Origin of the sequence: Caldanaerobius polysaccharolyticus DSM 13641 (assembly GCF_000427425.1) — a bacterium.
GTDB classification, from domain to species: Bacteria; Bacillota; Thermoanaerobacteria; order Thermoanaerobacterales; family Caldanaerobiaceae; genus Caldanaerobius; species Caldanaerobius polysaccharolyticus.
In genome coordinates, this window is the sequence record NZ_KE386494.1 from 343130 (window position 1) to 363263 (window position 20134).

Annotated in this window: 19 protein-coding genes and 1 other annotated feature; of the genes, 7 read left to right on the forward strand and 12 right to left on the reverse strand. The window is 44.6% G+C overall.

Going from position 1 to position 20134, the window contains the following annotated elements:
• Position 1 precedes the first annotated feature (1 nt).
• The 6 genes from CALPO_RS0102660 to CALPO_RS0102685 are packed head-to-tail and all read right to left on the reverse strand — an operon-like array spanning position 2 to position 8696.
• On the reverse strand, positions 2–835 hold the full coding sequence (locus CALPO_RS0102660) for a transketolase (RefSeq protein WP_281172736.1): 834 nt from the start codon (positions 833–835) through the stop codon (positions 2–4).
• A complete protein-coding gene (gene fsa / locus CALPO_RS0102665; RefSeq protein WP_026485949.1) occupies positions 832–1482 on the reverse strand; it encodes a fructose-6-phosphate aldolase in 651 nt (216 codons plus the stop codon). The genes CALPO_RS0102660 and fsa overlap by 4 nt, the downstream gene beginning before the upstream one ends.
• Positions 1483–1515: 33 nt before the next feature.
• Positions 1516–3027 carry a xylulokinase gene (gene xylB / locus CALPO_RS0102670; protein ID WP_026485950.1) on the reverse strand — a complete coding sequence of 504 codons (1512 nt, stop codon included), beginning with the start codon at positions 3025–3027 and terminating at the stop codon, positions 1516–1518.
• Between the two features lie 15 nt (positions 3028–3042).
• A complete protein-coding gene (locus tag CALPO_RS0102675; protein WP_156940119.1) occupies positions 3043–4185 on the reverse strand; it encodes a TIM barrel protein in 1143 nt (380 codons plus the stop codon).
• Positions 4186–4218: 33 nt separating this feature from the next.
• Positions 4219–6588, reverse strand: a complete 2370-nt coding sequence (locus tag CALPO_RS0102680) for a glycoside hydrolase family 3 N-terminal domain-containing protein (RefSeq protein WP_035172029.1) — start codon at positions 6586–6588, stop codon at positions 4219–4221.
• Between the two features lie 35 nt (positions 6589–6623).
• Positions 6624–8696 carry an alpha-glucuronidase family glycosyl hydrolase gene (locus tag CALPO_RS0102685; protein WP_026485953.1) on the reverse strand — a complete coding sequence of 691 codons (2073 nt, stop codon included), beginning with the start codon at positions 8694–8696 and terminating at the stop codon, positions 6624–6626.
• A gap of 300 nt (positions 8697–8996) precedes the next feature.
• On the opposite strand from CALPO_RS0102685, the gene nadD reads away from it, so the two are divergent.
• From nadD to CALPO_RS0102720, 7 genes are all read left to right on the forward strand, one after another.
• On the forward strand, positions 8997–9581 hold the full coding sequence (gene nadD / locus CALPO_RS0102690; protein WP_035172271.1) for a nicotinate-nucleotide adenylyltransferase: 585 nt from the start codon (positions 8997–8999) through the stop codon (positions 9579–9581).
• Between the two features lie 23 nt (positions 9582–9604).
• A complete protein-coding gene (gene yqeK / locus CALPO_RS0102695) occupies positions 9605–10180 on the forward strand; it encodes a bis(5'-nucleosyl)-tetraphosphatase (symmetrical) YqeK (RefSeq protein ID WP_026485955.1) in 576 nt (191 codons plus the stop codon).
• 8 nt (positions 10181–10188) lie between these two features.
• Positions 10189–11412: an LCP family protein gene (locus CALPO_RS0102700; RefSeq protein ID WP_026485956.1), complete on the forward strand. Its 1224-nt coding sequence runs from the start codon at positions 10189–10191 to the stop codon at positions 11410–11412.
• An 11-nt stretch (positions 11413–11423) separates the two neighbouring features.
• Positions 11424–11780, forward strand: a complete 357-nt coding sequence (rsfS, locus tag CALPO_RS0102705; RefSeq protein WP_026485957.1) for a ribosome silencing factor — start codon at positions 11424–11426, stop codon at positions 11778–11780.
• 6 nt (positions 11781–11786) lie between these two features.
• Positions 11787–11990, forward strand: a binding site (T-box leader).
• 51 nt (positions 11991–12041) lie between these two features.
• The gene (leuS, locus tag CALPO_RS0102710) at positions 12042–14522 is read left to right on the forward strand and encodes a leucine--tRNA ligase (RefSeq protein WP_026485958.1); all 2481 of its coding nucleotides are present in this window, start codon (positions 12042–12044) and stop codon (positions 14520–14522) included.
• Between the two features lies 1 nt (position 14523).
• Positions 14524–15183, forward strand: coding sequence for a helix-turn-helix transcriptional regulator (locus CALPO_RS0102715; protein ID WP_026485959.1), 660 nt, complete (start codon positions 14524–14526; stop codon positions 15181–15183).
• 85 nt (positions 15184–15268) lie between these two features.
• Positions 15269–16108: a helix-turn-helix domain-containing protein gene (locus tag CALPO_RS0102720; RefSeq protein ID WP_026485960.1), complete on the forward strand. Its 840-nt coding sequence runs from the start codon at positions 15269–15271 to the stop codon at positions 16106–16108.
• An 11-nt stretch (positions 16109–16119) separates the two neighbouring features.
• Here the strand turns inward: CALPO_RS0102720 and CALPO_RS0102725 are convergent, their stop codons facing one another.
• The 6 genes from CALPO_RS0102725 to rplU all read right to left on the reverse strand — a co-directional run bounded on the left by CALPO_RS0102725 (position 16120) and on the right by rplU (position 20132).
• Positions 16120–17325: a D-alanyl-D-alanine carboxypeptidase family protein gene (locus tag CALPO_RS0102725; protein WP_026485961.1), complete on the reverse strand. Its 1206-nt coding sequence runs from the start codon at positions 17323–17325 to the stop codon at positions 16120–16122.
• 89 nt (positions 17326–17414) lie between these two features.
• On the reverse strand, positions 17415–18701 hold the full coding sequence (gene obgE, locus CALPO_RS0102730; protein WP_026485962.1) for a GTPase ObgE: 1287 nt from the start codon (positions 18699–18701) through the stop codon (positions 17415–17417).
• Entirely contained in the window at positions 18702–19091 is a 390-nt protein-coding gene (locus CALPO_RS13090; RefSeq protein WP_051585794.1) for a Spo0B domain-containing protein, read from the reverse strand.
• Positions 19092–19192: 101 nt separating this feature from the next.
• A complete protein-coding gene (gene rpmA, locus CALPO_RS0102740; protein ID WP_026485963.1) occupies positions 19193–19480 on the reverse strand; it encodes a 50S ribosomal protein L27 in 288 nt (95 codons plus the stop codon).
• Entirely contained in the window at positions 19480–19815 is a 336-nt protein-coding gene (locus CALPO_RS0102745; protein ID WP_026485964.1) for a ribosomal-processing cysteine protease Prp, read from the reverse strand. The genes rpmA and CALPO_RS0102745 overlap by 1 nt, the downstream gene beginning before the upstream one ends.
• Positions 19816–19820: 5 nt before the next feature.
• The gene (gene rplU / locus CALPO_RS0102750; RefSeq protein WP_026485965.1) at positions 19821–20132 is read right to left on the reverse strand and encodes a 50S ribosomal protein L21; all 312 of its coding nucleotides are present in this window, start codon (positions 20130–20132) and stop codon (positions 19821–19823) included.
• Between the last annotated feature and the right edge of the window lie 2 nt (positions 20133–20134).

Genomic DNA, 20134 nt, shown 5'->3' on the forward strand with positions numbered 1-20134 from the left:
CTCAATCCCCCAATTCTGTTAGTGCTTTTTTCATCTGCTCTTCGTTGGGTGCGCTCCCGTGCCATCCTACCTGGTTCTCCATGAAGGATACTCCCTTGCCCTTTACGGTATGGGCTATCACCATGGTAGGTTTGCCCTTGGTCGCCTTGGCTTTCTCTACCGCGCTTTTTATCTGGTCGTAGTCGTGCCCGTCTATCTCCAGTACATTCCACCCAAAGGCCCTCCACTTGTCTGCCACGGGCTTTATGGTCATGACTAGGTCGTTGGCACCGTCTATCTGCAGCTGATTGTAGTCTAAAAACGCCGTGAGGTTGTCCAGTCTGTAGTGGGCTGCGCTCATGGCCGCTTCCCAAACCATGCCTTCCTGTATCTCTCCGTCTCCCAGCATTACGTACACCCTGTAGTCTTTTTTGTCCAGCTTCGCCGCCAGCGCCATGCCGTTGGCCGCAGACAGTCCCTGCCCCAGGGAACCTGTGGTCATGTCCACGCCAGGGGTGCTCTTCATGTCCGGATGACCCTGCAGTATGGATCCTACCTGCCTCAGCCTCATCAGCTCTTCTTTGGCAAAGTAACCCCTCTCGGCTAATACGGCGTACAACGCCGGCGCTGCATGGCCTTTGGACAGCACAAACCTGTCTCTGTCCTTCCATTTGGGATTCTTGGGATCTATCCTCATCACGTCAAAGTACAGTGTGACAAGAATGTCGGTAGCTGACAGCGACCCTCCGGGATGTCCGGATTTTGCCGCTGTCACAGCCTTTATTATGTTCTTCCTGACTTCTGTTGCGATGTGTGCCAGTCTCTGGTTATCCATGAATCTTACCTCCTGCTTTATATCTTCAAATTGGCCTTCTTCCAGTCCTCTTTAAACTTCTGTATCCCTGCGTCTGTCAGAGGGTGTTTTATCATCTGCATTATAACTTTATACGGCACGGTGGCTATGTGGGCACCCAGTTTGGCGGCTTCCAGCACGTGCATGGGATGCCTTACGCTGGCCACGATTATCTCGGTGCTTATGTCGTAGTTCTTAAATATCTCGACTATATCCCGTATGAGCTGCATGCCCTCTGTGCTTATGTCGTCCAATCTTCCCACAAAGGGGCTTACGTACGTGGCCCCTGCCCTGGCTGCCAGTAGCGCCTGGTTGGCGCTAAATATGAGGGTCACATTGGTCTTTATCCCCTCTTTTGAAAGCGCCTTAACGGCTTTGAGCCCTTCTGCTGTCATGGGGATCTTGATCACTATGTTGTTATGGATAGCGGCCAGCTTCCGCGCCTCCTGGATCATGTCCTGGTGGTCTTCGCTTATGACCTCTGCGCTTATAGGGCCGTCTATAATGGATGCGATCTCTTTTATCACTTCGATGAAATCCCTGCCCTCTTTGGCCACCAACGATGGGTTGGTGGTAACCCCTGCTATCACCCCTAAATCGTTGGCCTCTTTTATCTCCTCCACATTGGCCGTGTCAATAAAAAACTTCACACCCATCCCTCCTCAATTACGAAATCCTCACCGCTACAACCTGTACAAATCCTTAACCGCAGGGTATAGAGCTGTATAAAGCCTGTAATTTTTCTCGTACACATCAAATAGGGACTGATTGGGATGCTGAACGCTTACTCTCTTTATAACGGCGTCACAAGCTTCCACTACGCTGGAATAAAGGCCTGTACCCACTCCGGCCAGTAGCGCTACGCCTAACGCAGGGCCTTCTGCTGAATTGATAGTAACTATGTCGGTTTTAAAGACATCGGCCTGAATCTGTCTCCAGATCCTGCTCCTGCCTCCTCCTCCTGATGCCCTTATTTCTTCCACAGGTATTCCCATGCCTTTTATTATCTCAAGGCAATCCCTAAGGCTAAACACGACGCCTTCCAACACAGACCTTATAACTTCCTGCCTCCTGTGTTTGGCCGTGAGTCCAAAGAAAACCCCTTTCGCATAGGGATCCAGGTGCGGAGTACGTTCCCCCATGAGATACGGCAGGTAAATCAACCCTCCGCAACCGGGCTGTGCCTGCTCGGCTTCTTTATCCATGTATACATACGGATCGGTACCCGTGAGCGACCCCAGGGTCTTTTCCTCAAAGCCAAAGTTATCCCTCCACCACTTCAACGAAAGTCCCGCTCCCTGAGTAACTCCCATCACGTGCCACGTGTCAGGTATGGCGTGGCAAAAGGTATGGACGCGGCCTTTGGGGTCAATTGTGACTTTGTCGGTGTAGGCAAACACCACCCCTGATGTACCTATAGTAGAGGACACCAGGCCCTTTTTTACGATGCCGTTGCCTACCGCTCCTGCCGCCTGATCTCCACCACCTCCCACCACCGGCGTTCCTTCTTTTAACCCTGTGCTTTCGGCGGCTTTTTTGCATACCTTTCCGCTCACCACATGGGATTCATACACCTCAGGCAACCACTCTATGTTCAAACCTAGCTTTTCAACGATCTCCCTGCTCCATTTTCTCTCCTTTACGTTTAAAAACAGCGTGCCGCTGGCATCAGACACCTCTGTGGCAAATTCCCCTGTAAGCCTATACCTTATGTAGTCCTTGGGAAGCAGTATATGAGCGATTTTCTCAAAAATCTCAGGTTGGTGTTTTTTAACCCACATGACTTTTGGGGCTGTAAAACCCGTCAAAGCGGGATTGGCCGCTAATTCAATCAAGCGGCCATACCCTATAATATCCGTTATCTCTTCACATTCGGCGCTGCTCCTCTGGTCACACCAAATTATGGCACTCCGCAACACATTGCCGTCTTTGTCCAAAAGCACCGCACCGTGCATTTGCCCTGACAGCCCGATGCCTTTTATTTCATCTACATTAATACCGCTTTTGCCTATGACCTCTCTCAAGCTCTGGCATGTGGCTTTCCACCAATCCTCAGGGTCCTGCTCCGCCCATCCGATCTCAGGCTGTGCCATGTCGTACTCCACCGTGCTGCTGGCAACAGTGTTTCCTCTCTCATCAAACAGCACCGTCTTTGTTCCCGATGTGCCTATATCAATACCTATCAGATAACTCATAATTTAATCCTCCCATCATTTTATCACAGAGCTTATCGGAGGTAAGCTTATGGTCTTAGGCGCTCTGGCTCTTATCAAAATAGCTTCTATTAATCCTCGGTGTTTATCAGGATTGTTCACAGCTTCAACTATCGCCTCATGGTCAAGCTCTTCAATCCTCGCGTTCATACTCCTAATCGCATCAATATTATTCTTCACAGCCACTTCCACAGGCATCCTCTCGGGATTTATATCGATTCCAAAATATCCCTTATATCCGTGCATCTTCAAGACGTACAGGGCAGCTTCTGCCTGTTCAGGGGAAATCACTCCTACGTTCTGGTCCTGATCATAATTACCAGCAGGTTGGCTGTTCCAGTGGGTATGCAGCAGTTTACCGTATTCCATGGCAAGGCTAAAAGCGTAAGGCAAATCCTCGTACGCCATCAGCACGTGGCCTACTTCAGGGTTTAGCCCCACCAGCGAATGGCCTTCACTTAAAATCCTCTTATTTTCCTCGTTTTTAAGCGCTCCCTCCACCTTCTGAGCCACAAGAATCCCTTCAGCCGTGGTGCCGTATATAATCCTCCCACGAGGCTCGTAAGGTTTGGGCTCAATCGCAACCCTCACCCCAGGCACCTGATCCATGGCTTCGGCTATGCCGTACGCAAATCTATCCCTCATGGCCATAAAATCTATACCAAAGGGGTTCTCATAGCCGTCACCGCCATGCCATACTATAGCAAAATCGGTGTTTAACTCCTTGTTGAGCTGCAAAGATATTTTCAGCCTTTCAATGGCTTTATTTCGCACCTCATCAATAGGTGAAGCCAGTGAAGAAAATTCCCATTGCTTCTGATAAAATAGATTGGGTATTACAGTCAATATCCTTATACCTGTGTCTTTAGAAAACTTCTTGTACGTGTCCAGGTTATTCTCATTTATCTCATTGGGGTAATGGGCTTCCAGCGCGCTTACACCGTAGTCTTTAAGGGACGCTATTATATCCAACCTCTCCTCAATAGACCTGGGCGCCGACGCAGCCTCTTTAAACCTGCTGCCTGATGGCGAAAAATACCAAATACCTACTGAAAATTTAAGGTCTAGGTGGAAATTCTTAAGGTGCTCCAGCACCTCATCCGGTGATCTCCTCACTTTTTGATCTCTTACATCAAACACAATAACACCCTCTTCCTTATAGAATAATTTAAATTAAACAACTTCCACTTTTGTGAAAAATTCTTTTGACTCTCCTACCTGGACTGTTTTACCTGTGACCTTAAATTCCCCGGCCACCTTTATGTCCTCAGAAGAACTGCCGATCATCACCTTTACAGTTCCAGGTTGTACAACGTATCTCATATCTTCATCGTAAAATCCCAGCTGGGATACTGATAGTTCAAAAACCACCTTTTTCTTTTCCCCAGGCCGCAGAGAAACCCTCTTAAACCCTTTTAACTCTTTAACAGGTCTCGTTACATTAGAAACCTCGTTGCGCACATAAAGCTGTACCACTTCATCTCCCTCGAGCTTGCCTGCGTTTTGAACGTCCACGCTTATCCTCACCTTGCCGTCACCATATACTTCGCTAGGGGCAATTTCCAAATTGGAAAACTCAAATTTCGTGTAGCTCAAGCCGTAACCGAATGGATACAAAGGTTTTGTGCTCATCTCCACATAATCGCCTTTCCAGTGGGAGCGCCCGCCAGAGGGCTTATGATTATAATATACAGGAACTTGCCCTACAGACCTTGGGAACGAAACGGGAAGTTTTCCACCAGGGTTGTAATCCCCAAACAACACATCTGCCACCGCCGCTGCCCCTTCTTCACCAGGCAACCACGCCTCTATAATAGCGGGAATGTGTTGAGATATCCAGTTTATAGAAAGCGGCCTGCCGTTAACAAGCACTACTACTGTAGGAGTACCTGTGTTGTAAATCGCCTCCACCAGCTCTTGCTGTACCCCAGGCAGATTGAGATCAGCGCGATCCCTGGATTCTCCCGAAGTGCAGTCATCGGTTAAACCGGCCTTATCACCTACTACCACTATGGCCACATCGGATTTCTTAGCCGCCTCAATAGCCTCAGCGAAACCGTCTTTGTCGTCTCCAGTGACCTCACATCCTTTGGCGTAGTACAGCTCGGTTTCAGGAGAAATTTTGCCTTTTATGCCTTCCAATATGCTCTTTATGGGGACAAAATTATCCACAAGGCTGACTTTGTCAGGCACAGGGGTATTAAACACATTAGACTGTTCTTTCGTCTCCACCAGCGACTCTATATGGCAGGGATAAGCGTAATCACCGATGATGTTTCTGACGCTGTCAGCGTTGGGGCCGATTACTGCTATAGATTTTATATCCTTTTTCAGAGGCAATAGATCGCCTTGGTTTTTAAGCAATACGATGGACTGTTGCGCCAGCTTATAAGCCAACTTTCTCTGATCCGGCGTATCAAATACTTCAGCTGCCTTCTCGACGTCCACGTACGGGTTCTCAAAAACCCCTGACAAGAATTTCATTCTCAGTATCCTTCTCACTACTTCGTCAATCAGGGCTTCCTCTACAAGACCTTTTTGTACAGCCTCTTTCAAAGGTAGGCCGTAACAGTCCCTACTGGGCAACTCGATATCAACGCCCGCTTGCAGAGCAATCTTAGCTGCTTCGCCTTTATCCCTGGCCACGTGATGGTATTCGTAAAGCATATTAACACCAAAGTAATCCGACACCACCAGTCCATCAAAGCCCCATTCATTTCTGAGGATTTGCGTAAGCAGTTTCTTCGAACCGTGGCATGGTATACCGTCCAGTTCGTGATAAGCCGCCATAACCGATGCTGTTTTTGCCTTCTTTACCGCGGCTTCAAAAGGCAAAAGGAACACTTCTCTAAGCTCCCTCTCCGGGATGTGGGCAGGCGCCCAGTTCATTCCACCTTCTGAAAATCCATACCCTACAAAATGCTTAACAGTGGCCATAATGCCATCCTTTATATTTCCTCCTTGAAGGCCTTCTATATAAGAGACACCCATTTCCGAAATCAAATAAGGATCTTCTCCAAAGGTCTCTTCCACTCTACCCCACCTGGCATCCCTAGCCACATCCATAAGGGGCGCCAGGGCTTGATGGGCTCCTACTGCCTTCATCTGCTCTCTTATCACAGAACCCATTTGCTTTACGAGCTCCGTGTTCCATGTACTGGCAACGCCGATAGTCTGGGGAAAACACGTGGCTCCCTTTGCCATATACCCGCTGCACGATTCTTCATGGACAAGAGCAGGGATACCCAACCTGGTATTTTCTATCAGATACCTCTGGATTTCATTGGCCAACTGTGCTGATTCTTTAGGACCCAGGTTGCTAGCCCCTCCTATACGGGTTATCTGCCCAATTCCGTCTTTTAGAAGATCCTTTGCCTTGTCAACAGAAAACTCCATGTTATCTAACAATTCATAAACCCACACGCTGCTCAATTGAGCGATTTTTTCATCCAAGGTCATCCTGGACAAAAGATCCTCCACCCTTTTTTCCACAGGCTGGGTAGCGTCTAAATACAGTGCGCTTTCTTTACTGTTGCCCTTCATTGTTAAACCAATCCTCCTTTATAAATTAATAATATTTAATATATTTTTCGGCCATACTTATCTGGGATGCCTGTCTTCCTGTAAAAATAGCTATTTACGACATCCCTCCACTCTTTTGCATTCTCAATTTGTCTATTAAATCTTTCTAATACATCTTCATAGATGTCCTTGCGAATATAATCCTTTATTTTTATCCAGTCCTCCTTTAATTTTTCCGCTTCTTCTGCCCCCTCAAAATGGGTGTTATAAATGTGCTGAATCAACGTTTCTCCGGATTTTAGCACGTAATCATAAGGCACGCGATGGAAGAACAGCAACAGCTCCTCAGGGCATGTCTCCATTGATTCAAACATAGCAGCATTTTCCCTGTGATACTGTCCTGCAAAGCCTGTACCTGATTTTACGCTCCTGTCTATTCCAATAGCTTTGGTGTCAGCTCTATGATAAGTGCCCCACTTTGAGTACTCATATCCGTCCACTGAAGGACCATAATGGGTATGAGGGGTAACCATCCAACCGATTCCAAGAGGAGCGGTATATTTTTCATAAACACGCCACGATCTCATCAGCATGCTAACGATGGTCTCAACAGCAAAAGGATCATTAGTAAGAGCCCTTACGCACCACTCGCGAGCAATTTCCTCAGGGGTAAAGCTGTGATCCCAAGCCAGCATACCAAAGGCGTACAGATTAGCCTGAGCCAGCCAGTGACCCGTCCAGTTTTTATCGCTTCCCACGTTTGAAACCCCTGCGAAACCGCTGTATTTATTATTAAAAAGCGTTCCATCTACGACGTACTTTACCTTAGATTCAGGTCCTTTGGCGTACGTGTCAAACTCGAGGACTTCTTTCCACATCGTGGCAAGATAGCACAGGTCAATTTGCTGTCCGGTGTACTCCTGGGTTATCTGCAATTCAATCAGCTGATTGGTCCTCTCCAGCCCTCCAAATAAAGGAGATACAGGCTCTCTCACCTGAAAATCCATAGGTCCGTATTTAACCTGAAGCACCACATTTTCCGCAAACTTGCCGTCTAGTGGCTTAAAAATGTCGTAAGCTGCCTTTGCCCTATCTGTCTTCGTATCTCTCCAGTCTTGAGTACAATTGTATACAAAGCACCTCCATATAACGATGCCGCCGTATGGCGCCAAAGCCTCTGCCAGCATATTCGCACCGTCAGCGTGGTCGCGCCCAAATTTATAAGGTCCAGGATTAAATTCAGAATCGGCCTTAACTAAAAAGCCCCCAAAATCCGGAATATAGTCGTAGATGGTCTTTGCTGTTTCTTTCCACCATTTGATCACATCTTCATCTAGAGGATCAGCGGTTTTCAGCTTACCGATGTAGATAGGACTCGCAAAATTTATGCTGAGATATATTTTTATCCCGCATTGCCTGAACACATCAGCCAATTTAGCCAGATCCCCCAAATATTTAGGGGTTATAAGCCAGATGGCATTTTTATTGACGTTTACATTGTTTATGACCACACCGTTTATCCCAATAGAAGACAGCAGTCTGGCGTAATCCTTTATGCGGCCTAAAGAGTTCGTAACCTTATTGTCACAAAAAAATATTGATCTTCCTGCATAGCCCCTTTCTACCGTTCCATCCATATTGTCCCAATGGTTTAATAACCTCAATTTGCACTTGGGATTGTCTATTATATGTACTTCCTCCACGTCTCTTTTTAACTGTATGTGCTTTATGAAGCTAAATGCGCCATACACAAGTCCGTGCCCATTTTTTGAGCCTATCACCACTAATCCTGGATTTTCCTTTACAGACTTTATAACATACCCTTCTTCATCTAATTTTTGAATCTCGTCGTCGCTAATATACTTCATGATCAACGCATCAGTTACATTTCCTACGATAATGCCACTTATCGGATTATCACCGCATAAGGCCTCTTTGGAAACCTCCGGTTCAAAACCCACAAGGGATGTAACAGCAGTTTTAAGCTCTTCAACCGCGGTTTGCGTGAATTTATCTTGTCCTACCGCTATGATATTTTTTACTACCTTTGATAGCTTTTCTCGATAGGGTTCGTCATCGATTTTGCTGTATTCAAGCCAGCATAAAGAGTAATCCACTTCTTTATCCATTACCCATACCTCTCCTTTTCCCCCCTCTAACTTTTTAAAAAAAGTTTATTAAGTTGCCAGTTCTATCTTACCTCACTATGAAAATATTTTCAAAGCTTAAATTTCATTAAATTTGACTAAATTCACCTTATATTCGCTGTTTTTTCTTGTTCTTTAAAGTATTGCTCACGTTTCCTCTTCTTTTCTCTTCTTTTTACCTAAATACTTCATTACAGATGCCCTTTTTGCGATTTTATGATATAATATATACAAATCAAAAGGACTAACGCAGAGGAGAGCAAAGTGAAGAGAATAGGTATAATGGGTGGAACTTTCGACCCTATTCATTACGGGCATCTGGTTACCGCAGAAGCTGTTAGGGATGAATTTGATCTGGACAAGGTCGTATTTGTACCTGCAGGCAATCCGCCTCATAAGCGGACGCGGCAGGTAACACCAGGGCAGCACAGGTACATGATGACCATTTTAGCCACAATCTCAAATCCGATGTTCGAGGTGTCGGCTATCGAATTGACGAAAAAAGGCTACACGTATACCATTGACACTATAAGGGAATTTAAAGAGATGTTGCCTGATGCGACTTTTTTCTTCATAACAGGGGCCGACGCTGTACTCGAGATACTTAAATGGAAAGATTCCCAAGAGCTGCTCAAGTTATGTGAATTCGTAGCAGCAACCCGCCCTGGCTTTGATGTCAGCGCACTGGATAAGGAACTGGCTATTATAAAAGAAAAGCACAACAAACACATATATAAGTTAGAAGTGCCATCGTTAGCTATTTCTTCCACAGACATAAGGAAGCGGGTGTGTCAAGGCAGATCTATAAAGTATTTGTTGCCTGAAACCGTAGAAAGGTATATATACAAAAACGGCCTATACAAGTGATACAAGGCAATAGAGGTGAAAACGTGTTACCAGAACAAGAAATATCCAAGAAATTAAAGGCCATGTTGACGCCCCATAGGTATACTCATTCCCTTGGCGTACAGGCTACAGCTGTAGACCTGGCGCACAGGTATGGCGTGGATACCCACAAAGCTGCTATCGCCGCGCTGGTTCATGACTGCGCAAAAGATTTGGACGCAAAATCTACACTCGACCTCATAAAAAAATACGGTTTGATTCTCGACGAGATATATTTAAAGCAGAGAGAACTGGTACATGCCCCTTTAGGCGCCGAAATGGCCAGGGATGTCTTTGATATACAGGATGAAGACATCCTTGATGCCGTAAGATACCACACCACAGGAAGGAAATGTATGAGTTCATTGGAAAAAATTATATATCTAGCGGATTACATTGAACCTGGCAGAAATTTTGACGGCGTAGAGGAAATAAGGCGAGAAGCCAGGCGCAACCTGGACAAAGCGGTGGTTATGGCCATGGACAGCACAATTCTTTACGTGATTCAAAAAGGAGGTCTTATACATACAAATACCGTTTCTGCTAGAAACGATTTGTTATGTAAACTAAGGGAAAGGTAGGAATAGGTATGAAAAAATTGATAAAATACATGTTTATAATGCTGCTTTTGTCCATGCTTGTGGTCGGTACCGGAAGTTATGTGTATTTACACAATATATCAAACATAAACAATACTTCGCCGATATTTGAAACCGCCAACAACAATAGCCCAAAAACATCAAAAGAAAATAGGGCTCTCAATATAGTTATATTAGGAGTTGACCATGCATCCAAAGATGACAAAGGGAGATCAGATACCTTGATTTTTATGTCCTACGATCCTTCTACCAAGAGAGCCTCTCTTATATCAATCCCGAGGGACACGAGGGTATATCTAGACAAATACGGCTACCAGAAGATAAACGCGGCGTATGCATTTTATGGACCAGAAAGATCTGCCCAGGAGGTATCCAAGATACTAGGTGTTCCGGTAGACTATTACGTTCTAATAGATTTTCAAGGATTTAAAAAGCTGGTAGATGATCTAGGCGGAATAGACTTTGACGTACCTGTCAACATGAATTATGACGATCCAGCCCAGAACCTCCACATCCACCTGAAAAAGGGAATGCAGCATTTAAATGGAGAGCAGGCCCTAGGTCTGGTTCGCTACAGGTATGGCTATGCCGACGCAGATTTAGGCAGAATAAAAACTCAGCAGAAATTCCTCAAAGTTTTATTTGACAAAATAGTGAGTCCCTCTTCTATTTTTAAGGCAGGGTCTTTATACGACCTGGCAGTACACTACGTTAAGACAGATATGCCCACTGTTACTATTTTGAGCTATATAGATGACCTTTTCAAAGTCAACAAAGATGACATAAAGATGGAGACCCTTCCCGGCGAACCTCAGTACATCGGAGGAATTTCATACTTCATATACGATGAAGCCAAAACCAGAGAGATGGTAGCCAATTTAAATAAACCCCAAACCGACAATGCCATCGCCAGCGATACTAGCCAATTAAATCCTGCAACCATCAAGGTAGAAGTTTTAAACGGAGGGGGTATAACTGGTGCCGCTACCAGGGTCGCCGGTATGCTAGAGGAATACGGATACGATGTAATTAATATAGCCAACGCTAAAGATATGAATCACGTGACTACACAGATCATTAATAGGACGCAGAACAAGGCCGTAGCAGACAATATAAAGGGGTATTTTAAAAACTCGGTGGTAATAGATGAAAGACCTACAGACAATAAGCCTGATATAACGATCATAGTCGGCAGTGATTACAATAACGATTAGAGGAGGTCTGTATGCTTTCAAAAATAATAAAGGTATTGGACGATAAAAAGGCCAAAGATATAACTGTGCTCAGAATAGACAGGATATCCACCATTGCTGATTATTTCATCATATGCCACGGTACATCTGTTACCCACACCAGGGCTATTGCCGACGAGCTGGAAGAAAAATTGGAGACAGCAGGTATTAAATTGCTGCACAAAGAGGGATATAATTCCGGCAAGTGGATCCTGATGGACTACGGCGCTGTTATAGTTCACATCTTTACAGAAGAGGAGAGAAAATTCTACGACCTTGAGCGCATATGGAGCGATGCAGAAAAAATAAATGTTGACAATTTTCTACAGATAAATTATAATAACACTTAAAAATTTTAAATAGCCGCTCAGAGGAGTAGTAGCAGGTAAGGGCTTAAGAGAGCTGGTGGCCGGTGCAAACCAGTGCTGATATCCTGTGAACTCGCCTCAGACAAAGAGCATTGCCTGATCTCACAAATCAGGCTATAACCAAAAGAGTGGGCTTAAGCCAATGGGGTTTAAGCCAATTAGGGTGGTACCGCGAGACCTCTCGTCCCTAAACCTGGGGCGAGAGGTCTTTTGTAAATAATCAAATGCAGGAGGAGGCAGTATATGGACAACTACAATTTTAAAGAAATTGAAGCCAAGTGGCAAAAAAAATGGGATGAAATGCAGCTTCACAAAACCCTTGAAGACACTAGCAAACCCGAATTTTACATGCTGGAAATGTTCCCATATCCTTCAGGTAACCTCCACATGGGGCATGTGAGGAATTACTCCATCGGAGATGTCATAGCGCGCTTCAAGCGCATGAACGGCTATAATGTGCTTCATCCTATGGGATGGGATTCCTTCGGATTGCCGGCTGAAAACGCGGCAATAAAGCACGGCATACATCCCAGCAAGTGGACATGGGATAATATAGACAACATGAGAAGGCAGTTAAAGCAACTGGGTATCAGTTATGATTGGGATAGAGAAGTCGCCACCTGCCACCCCGATTATTACAGGTGGACCCAATGGATGTTTTTACAGTTTTACAAAAACGGATTGGCGTACCGCAAAAAATCCTATGCCAACTGGTGCCCTTCTTGCAAAACGGTACTGGCTAATGAGCAGGTGGTAGACGGCAGATGTGAGCGTTGTGGGTCAGAAGTGAGCAAGAAAAACCTGGAACAGTGGTTCTTCAAAATCACCGCTTACGCCGAAAGGCTTCTAAATGACATAGAACGTCTGGAAGGTTGGCCCGATAAAGTCAAGGTCATGCAAAAAAACTGGATCGGAAAAAGCCAAGGAGCTGAACTCCTGTTTAAAGTAGATGGCACTGACCAGGTCATACCCATTTTTACCACAAGGCCTGATACGGTCTTTGGGGTAACCTACATCGTGTTGGCACCTGAACACCCCCTTGTAGAGGCACTTACCAGAGGCACTTCCTATGAGGCAAAGGTCAACAAATTCATCGAAAAAGTGCACAGGATGAGCGAAATAGAGCGCACCTCCACCGAAACAGAAAAAGAGGGTATATTCATAGGAGCCTATGCTATAAATCCCATTAGCGGCGATAGAGTCCCTATATGGATTGCCAATTACGTTCTGCTGGACTACGGAACAGGTGCTGTAATGGGCGTACCAGCTCACGACCAAAGGGATTTTCAATTTGCTAAAAAATACAATTTGCCTATAAAAGTGGTAATAACCCCTAAAGACAGCGCGCTAAACGCCGAAGAGATGAAGGAAGCTTATGAGGAACCAGGCATAATGGTCAATTCAGGCCAGTTCAATGGTATAAGCAGCCAGGACATGATGGATAAGATCATAGAATACGCAGAAAAAAAAGGATTAGGTAAGCGCAAAGTAAACTACAGGTTAAGGGACTGGCTCATATCCCGGCAGCGTTACTGGGGAGCTCCTATACCCATAGTGTACTGCGACAGATGCGGGATTGTTCCCGTCCCTGAACATCAACTGCCTGTAATGCTTCCTACAGACGTAGAGTTTACAGGCCAGGGAGAATCGCCCCTTGCAGAGTGCGAATCCTTTGTGCATACCACGTGTCCGGTATGTGGCGGACCTGCAAGAAGGGAAACAGACACCATGGATACATTTATTTGCTCCTCATGGTATTTTATGAGATATACAGACCCTCACAACGCCGAAATGCCTTTTGACAAAGAAAAAGCAGCCCGCTGGATGCCTGTAGATCAATACGTAGGTGGCGTGGAACACGCTATATTGCACCTTTTATATTCCAGATTCTTTACAAAAGTGCTGTACGATCTGGGATATTCTCCTGTAGACGAACCCTTTGTCAACCTCTTAACGCAGGGAATGGTGCTTAAAGACGGCTCAAAAATGTCAAAATCCAAGGGCAACGTGGTAAGCCCAGAGGAGATTGTGGACAAATACGGCGCAGATACCGCCAGGTTGTTTATATTATTCGCTGCCCCGCCGGAAAAGGACCTGGAGTGGAGCGATCAAGGCGTAGAAGGATGTTACAGGTTTTTAAACAGGGTATGGCGCATTGTAGGCGAGTCGTTGCCTTTATACCGCAAAGACGGCCGCAACTTCACCCAATTGAGCCATGCCGATAAAGAACTGAGGTACAAGACCCACTACACCATTAAAAAAGTAACTGAAGATATAAGTACAAGGTTCAACTTTAACACCGCCATAAGCGCTATAATGGAAATGGTAAACGCCTTATATCAATACGCGGATTTAGAGGAAGAACAAAAAAATCCTGACGTGATAAGTGAGGCATTGGACAACCTCGTCATATTGCTATCACCTTTTGCGCCCCATATAACTGAAGAGCTATGGCACAGAATGGGCCATGAAGAAAGCATACACATGGTCCCATGGCCAGATTATGACAGCAAAGCGCTGATAAAGGACGAAATGCAACTGGTTATACAGGTAAACGGCAAGGTGCGGGACAAGATAACAGTGCCAAGGGATGAAAACGAGGACAATATAAAGCAGATGGCCATGGGCACCGAGAAAATAAAAACGTTGGTGGATGGTAAAGACATAGTAAAGGTTATATACGTAAAAGGCAAATTAGTAAACATCGTAGTCAGGGAGGTGTAATATGGCCGAAAATATCCACCCGCTATTAAAGAACCTGATACCTCTAGCAGAAGGAATCGCCAAAACCTTTGGAAAAAACTGTGAAGTATCAGTCCACGATATATCAAATCCCCAGCGTTCTATCGTGGCTATCTTCAACGGACACATCACAGGAAAAAGCGTAGGCGATTCCATGTCCGATGTTCTATTAAAGGCCATAAGCGAGGGAACGCTGGGGAAAGACAGGGTAAACATAAGCAGCAAAAGCAGTGATGGAAAAATCCTTAAATCCTCTTATATATTCATTAGAGATGAAAAGGGTAAAGTTATAGGGGCGCTATGTATAAATTACGACATATCCGAGTTTGTGATGTTTGATAGCATAATAAGGGACTTCTGTCAAACAGAAAATAAAAACGACATGCACTACCCAGGTGAAAAGTCTAAGGACAACGTCAATGACGTGTTGGCGAATATAGTGGATAGCACATTAAAAAGCTTCGGAAAACCTGTGAATTTCATGACAAAAGATGAAAAAGTATATATCGTAAAGCTTTTGGACTCAAAAGGCGTATTTTTGATAAAAGGCGCTATTGACTACGTGGCCAGGATCTTATGCGTATCCCGATATACTATATACAATTACCTTGACGAAGTTCGCGCTACTGACGAAGATTTTTAAAGCCCAACATTTTGGGCTTTTTTTGTTGACGTGTATTGTAGACTTATAATATAATCTAATATGATAGCAGATTGGGGGTGATTCCTTGAGCGAGTTAAAAGAAGTGGGAGAGATCCTTAAAAACAAGCGGCTGGAAAAAAATATAAGTATATCTGATGTCCAGGAATTTACCAAAATTAAGTCTTATTATATAAAAGCTATAGAAGAAGGCGATGAAGATAAACTTCCCGATCCTGTATACGTCAAAGGTTTTATTAAAAGTTACGCGGAAATGGTGGGCTTAAATGGAAATGAGCTTATAAAGGATTTAAAGTTTAACAAAAACAAGGACTATCGTCCCACTGTCGTTACCAATGAAAGCAAGAAGCCAAATATAAAAGCGAAACCTCTTAAGAAAAAAAGAGGCAAGTATATTGCTGCTGTAATTGTATTGGCCCTGTTTGTATACGGATTTTATTTATTAGGCAACTTCCTTGGAGTAAAAATAAACGGGCATAGCAACAACGGTATACAAGATAATTACATCAGCGATAGCACAATTTCAAAGGGCGATAGCCAAAAGCCCAAGAATGAAACACCAACGCCCGCCAACACATCTGACAATAACCCCCAAACAAAGGCAGTCTTAAACCTGGTGAATAAAACCGCTGACAAAATGACTTATAAGGTTGTTACAGATAATAATTCGTACAAGCTTAAAATAGATATCGTGGGCACTGAATGCTGGATGAATGTGTATATAGACGGAAACAGCGTATTTAGCGGGCTGTTGACGTCAGGCCAATCCAAAGAATTTGACATAAACTCATCATCAACAGCAAAAATAAAATTAGGGAAGGCTTCAGATGCAGCCATAAGCATCGATGGACAGGCCGTCCAAAAGGCAGATGTTCCCGGAATATTTTGGTATGAATTTACAAATTAACGGCGAAGTTATTATCTACTTCGCCGTTTCCTCATCCATAAACCCAGGATAAACGCCCCAGGCGCCAGAATGCTCCAGTAAACCCATTTACCAAAGCGCGACAACATTGGACTTATGGTTAAATCTTTTTTTACCGTGCGATCGGCGATAAGGTCTACTTTCCCGATTGATTTACCGCTAAGTTCATAGCTTATGTAGCCCAACTTTTCTCCTTTACGCACAGGAGCTTTTACGTCTCCTGTGTATTTTACATCTTCTTTTACATAGTTAGCTTTATCTAAAGGCAACGTATAAGTAAATCCACTAGATGCCACCAAATTTACATACGCTTTACCTCTGTTTACAGGTACTTTCTCTACATAGTCGCCTTTATGCACAAGCGTCCTGTTTACAAAATTATTTAAACCATAATTGAGCATACCAATAGCATCTTTCCATACGGCAGCAGGATCATCCCCGTAAATGGACACTATAACCCTTCTGCCATTGAGCAAGCCCGTAGTAAGAAGACAACGATTGGCCTGAGAAGTATAGCCTGTCTTTATGCCATCAGCCCATTTGTAATAGTATGCGGTAGGTCTTATCAGCATATTGGTGTTAAGCAACACCCTTTTTTCTTTAAACTTATTGGTAGGAGGGATGGTATATACAGCCGTATCCACTATTTCTCTGAATAAAGGGTTTTTCATCGCATATCTGGCGATCAGAGCCATATCGTATGCCGTCGTGTAATGATTGGGATCGTGAAGGCCATTGGGAGTGACGAAGTGGCTGTTTTTAGCTCCTATCTCCTGCGCTTTTTTATTCATCATGTCCGCAAAGCCCTCAACGCTCCCACCTATGTACTGGGCCACAGCCACAGCCGCATCGTTGGCCGAGCCGATCAACATCGCGTGCACAAGTTGTTTTAAAGTAAGCTGTTCCCCCTCGCTTAAATATATGCTGCTACCTTCTACTCCAACAGCGTCTTTTCCTGCCGTAACCACATCGTCCAATTTCCCGCTCTCAAGGGCTATTATTGCCGTCAATACCTTTGTGGTGCTAGCCGGATAAACCCTGACATCGCCATTTTTATCGTACAATACCTGTCCCGTTTCATAATCCATTATAATGCCGCTTTTGGCTTTTATATTAGGAACCAAGGTGGTGGCACCGAAAGCATAAGAGCTATTCAGCAGCAGCAAAAACGTTAAAATCGCAATCGCAGCTTTTTTCAATGCATTATCCCCCTACAAGATACTAACAAATTAATTATATCAGAAAATCTGCAGCGTGAGAACAAAAACTTTGTAGGGGGTAATAGCTTCTACACCCGGTACTCAAATTCGTAATCCTTTATTTTTACTATGTCGCCGTCTTTTATCCCCATGCTAACCAGCTGATCCATGATGCCCTTTCGCTGCAGAGAGTTCTGCAAATACCTTATAGAATCGATATTCTGCGTATTTACCCTGGACATCACCTTTTCGATAAAACTCCCTTCTATTACATACCTTCCTTCTTCATCTATGTGAATCTCGTATTGAGGCAACTCTTTTTTTCTGTACACCACTTCTATAACCTCATTCACAGGGACTGCATCGCGGCGGGATTCTGATTCTTTTTCTTTTAGGACTTCCACCACCTTTTTCATGAGCTCATTCATGCCCATACCTGTAGCCGCCGATATGCCAATGACATCATAGCCTTTTCTCCCAAGCTCTTGTTTAACTCTTTCGTAGACTTCAGAAGCTCCTGTTATGTCCAGCTTATTAGCAGCTATTATCTGTGGTTTTTGCGCCAGCTCGGGACTATACAGAGCAAGCTCCTCGTTTATCTTGTAAAAATCCTCTACAGGGTCTCTGCCGCTTAAACCCGACACATCCAGCACGTGTATCAGCACCTTTGTCCTCTCCACGTGCCTTAAAAACTCATGCCCCAGTCCTACTCCCTCGTGAGCCCCCTCTATAAGCCCCGGTATATCGGCCATGACAAAGCTATCCTCACCCATATCCACTACGCCAAGATTGGGTGTCAACGTGGTAAAAGGGTAATCGGCTATCTTAGGCTTGGCAGCAGTAACAGCGGATAAAATGGTGGACTTACCTACGTTGGGGAACCCCAGCAAACCCACATCTGCCAGCAACTTCAATTCCAGTATAAGCCTATGTTCTTCTCCAGGTTGTCCGCTTTCCGCAAATTTGGGCGCTTTCATGGTAGCACTGGCAAAACGGGCATTGCCCCTTCCCCCTCTACCCCCTTTGGCGACTATGGCCCTCTGCCCCTCAGCCACCAGATCTACCAGCACGTCACCTGTCTCAGCATCCTTTACAGTGGTTCCAGGGGGAACTCTGACGATTAGGTCCTCACCTTTTTTCCCTGCCATATTTTTGCCTTTCCCGTTTTCACCGTTTTGAGCCACATATTTCCTCTTATATCTGAAATCCATCAAGGTCTTTAGTCCCGGATCTACTTGAAGTATTACGTCACCACCTTTTCCTCCATCGCCACCATCGGGACCACCTTTAGGCACGTACTTTTCTCTCCGAAATGAAATGACTCCACTGCCCCCATCTCCGCCTTTAACTACTATCTCGGCCACATCCACAAACATTTAGCCACCTCCTCTCTCATTTAGAGCGTATTCTATTCCCTTTTTACTTTTTTTAATAAACAGCTCCACATTGGAACCACAGGCTTTTATAGCGTCTACAGGAATATCACCTACATCGACTTCGCTGACTATATCGTCTACCTTAATGACAAGGTTTATACCTTGTTTCCTCAAAGCGTACTTCAGCTTTAAGAGATTTAAAACAGACTCCGGGTCTAATCTGAAAATGCTCCTTTCATCGTCTGCTTCATCCATAACCCTATGTATATAATCAACAGCTCTATCGCTTTTCCCTATTTGAAGATAGCCCAGTATTATTTGCACATGATTTAAAAAGTCATGGCGTTGCTGTCTGTATATATAAATAACGTCCCTATCGTTTAAGTCCAAAACATTCACTCCCCACTTGTTATTTTACACACCATCATCTTTATTACATCAAAAAGGCCCTGCCGAGCAGAGCCTTTTTAAAGGACGATCTTCACAGTATCTTAACCTATAGCAGCCGGAGCTTGTGGGTAAACACTTACCTGCTTTTTATCCCTGCCTTTTCTCTCAAAAGAGACAAAGCCGTCTACCAAAGCAAATAGCGTATCATCTTTGCCTCTACCCACATTTACACCCGGATGTATTTTAGTACCCCTCTGCCTTACCAGTATATTCCCGGCTTTAACGTACTGGCCATCAGCTTTTTTGACACCTAACCTTTTAGATTCGCTGTCTCTACCGTTTCTAGAGCTTCCCACGCCCTTTTTATGGGCAAAAAGCTGTAGATCCATCATCCTTCACACCTCCTATCCACAATTTTTACATATCTACTGTATTGACCTGCTATATCCTTAAGACCTAATACCATGGTCTCAAGAATACCGTCCAGCTTAACTCTATCATCAGTGGAAACATTTATCACTTTCAGCGCGAAATTCCCCGGGCGAACAGATTCCTCAACCTTTGCCCCGGTAAGTTCTTTTACACCTAGTAAAGCCGTCTGCGCAATAGCAGAAACCGCTGCGCACACGATGTCTTTCCCGTAATCACTATAACCGGCATGCCCTGTTATCTCGCAATATACTATCTTACCTTGTCCATCTCTTTTAATCAAAATTTCTATCATATACCTTACGCTAGTATTTTCTGTATTTCCACTCTTGTAAACAGCTGCCTGTGTCCTTTTTTCCTGCGGTAATTTTTCTTGGGCTTGTACTTAAAAACGATTATCTTTTTGCCCTTACCGTGCTCCAGTACCTTAGCCTGGACCTTTGCAGCCTCCACATAAGGGCTGCCTACCTGTAAATTGCCATCTTTAGACACAGCCAAAACCTTGTCAAACTCCACTACATCATTGGGTTCAGCGTTGAGCTTCTCGATATCCAAAACGTCGCCTTCTTGAACCCTGTATTGCTTTCCACCTGTTTCGATTATCGCGTACACCT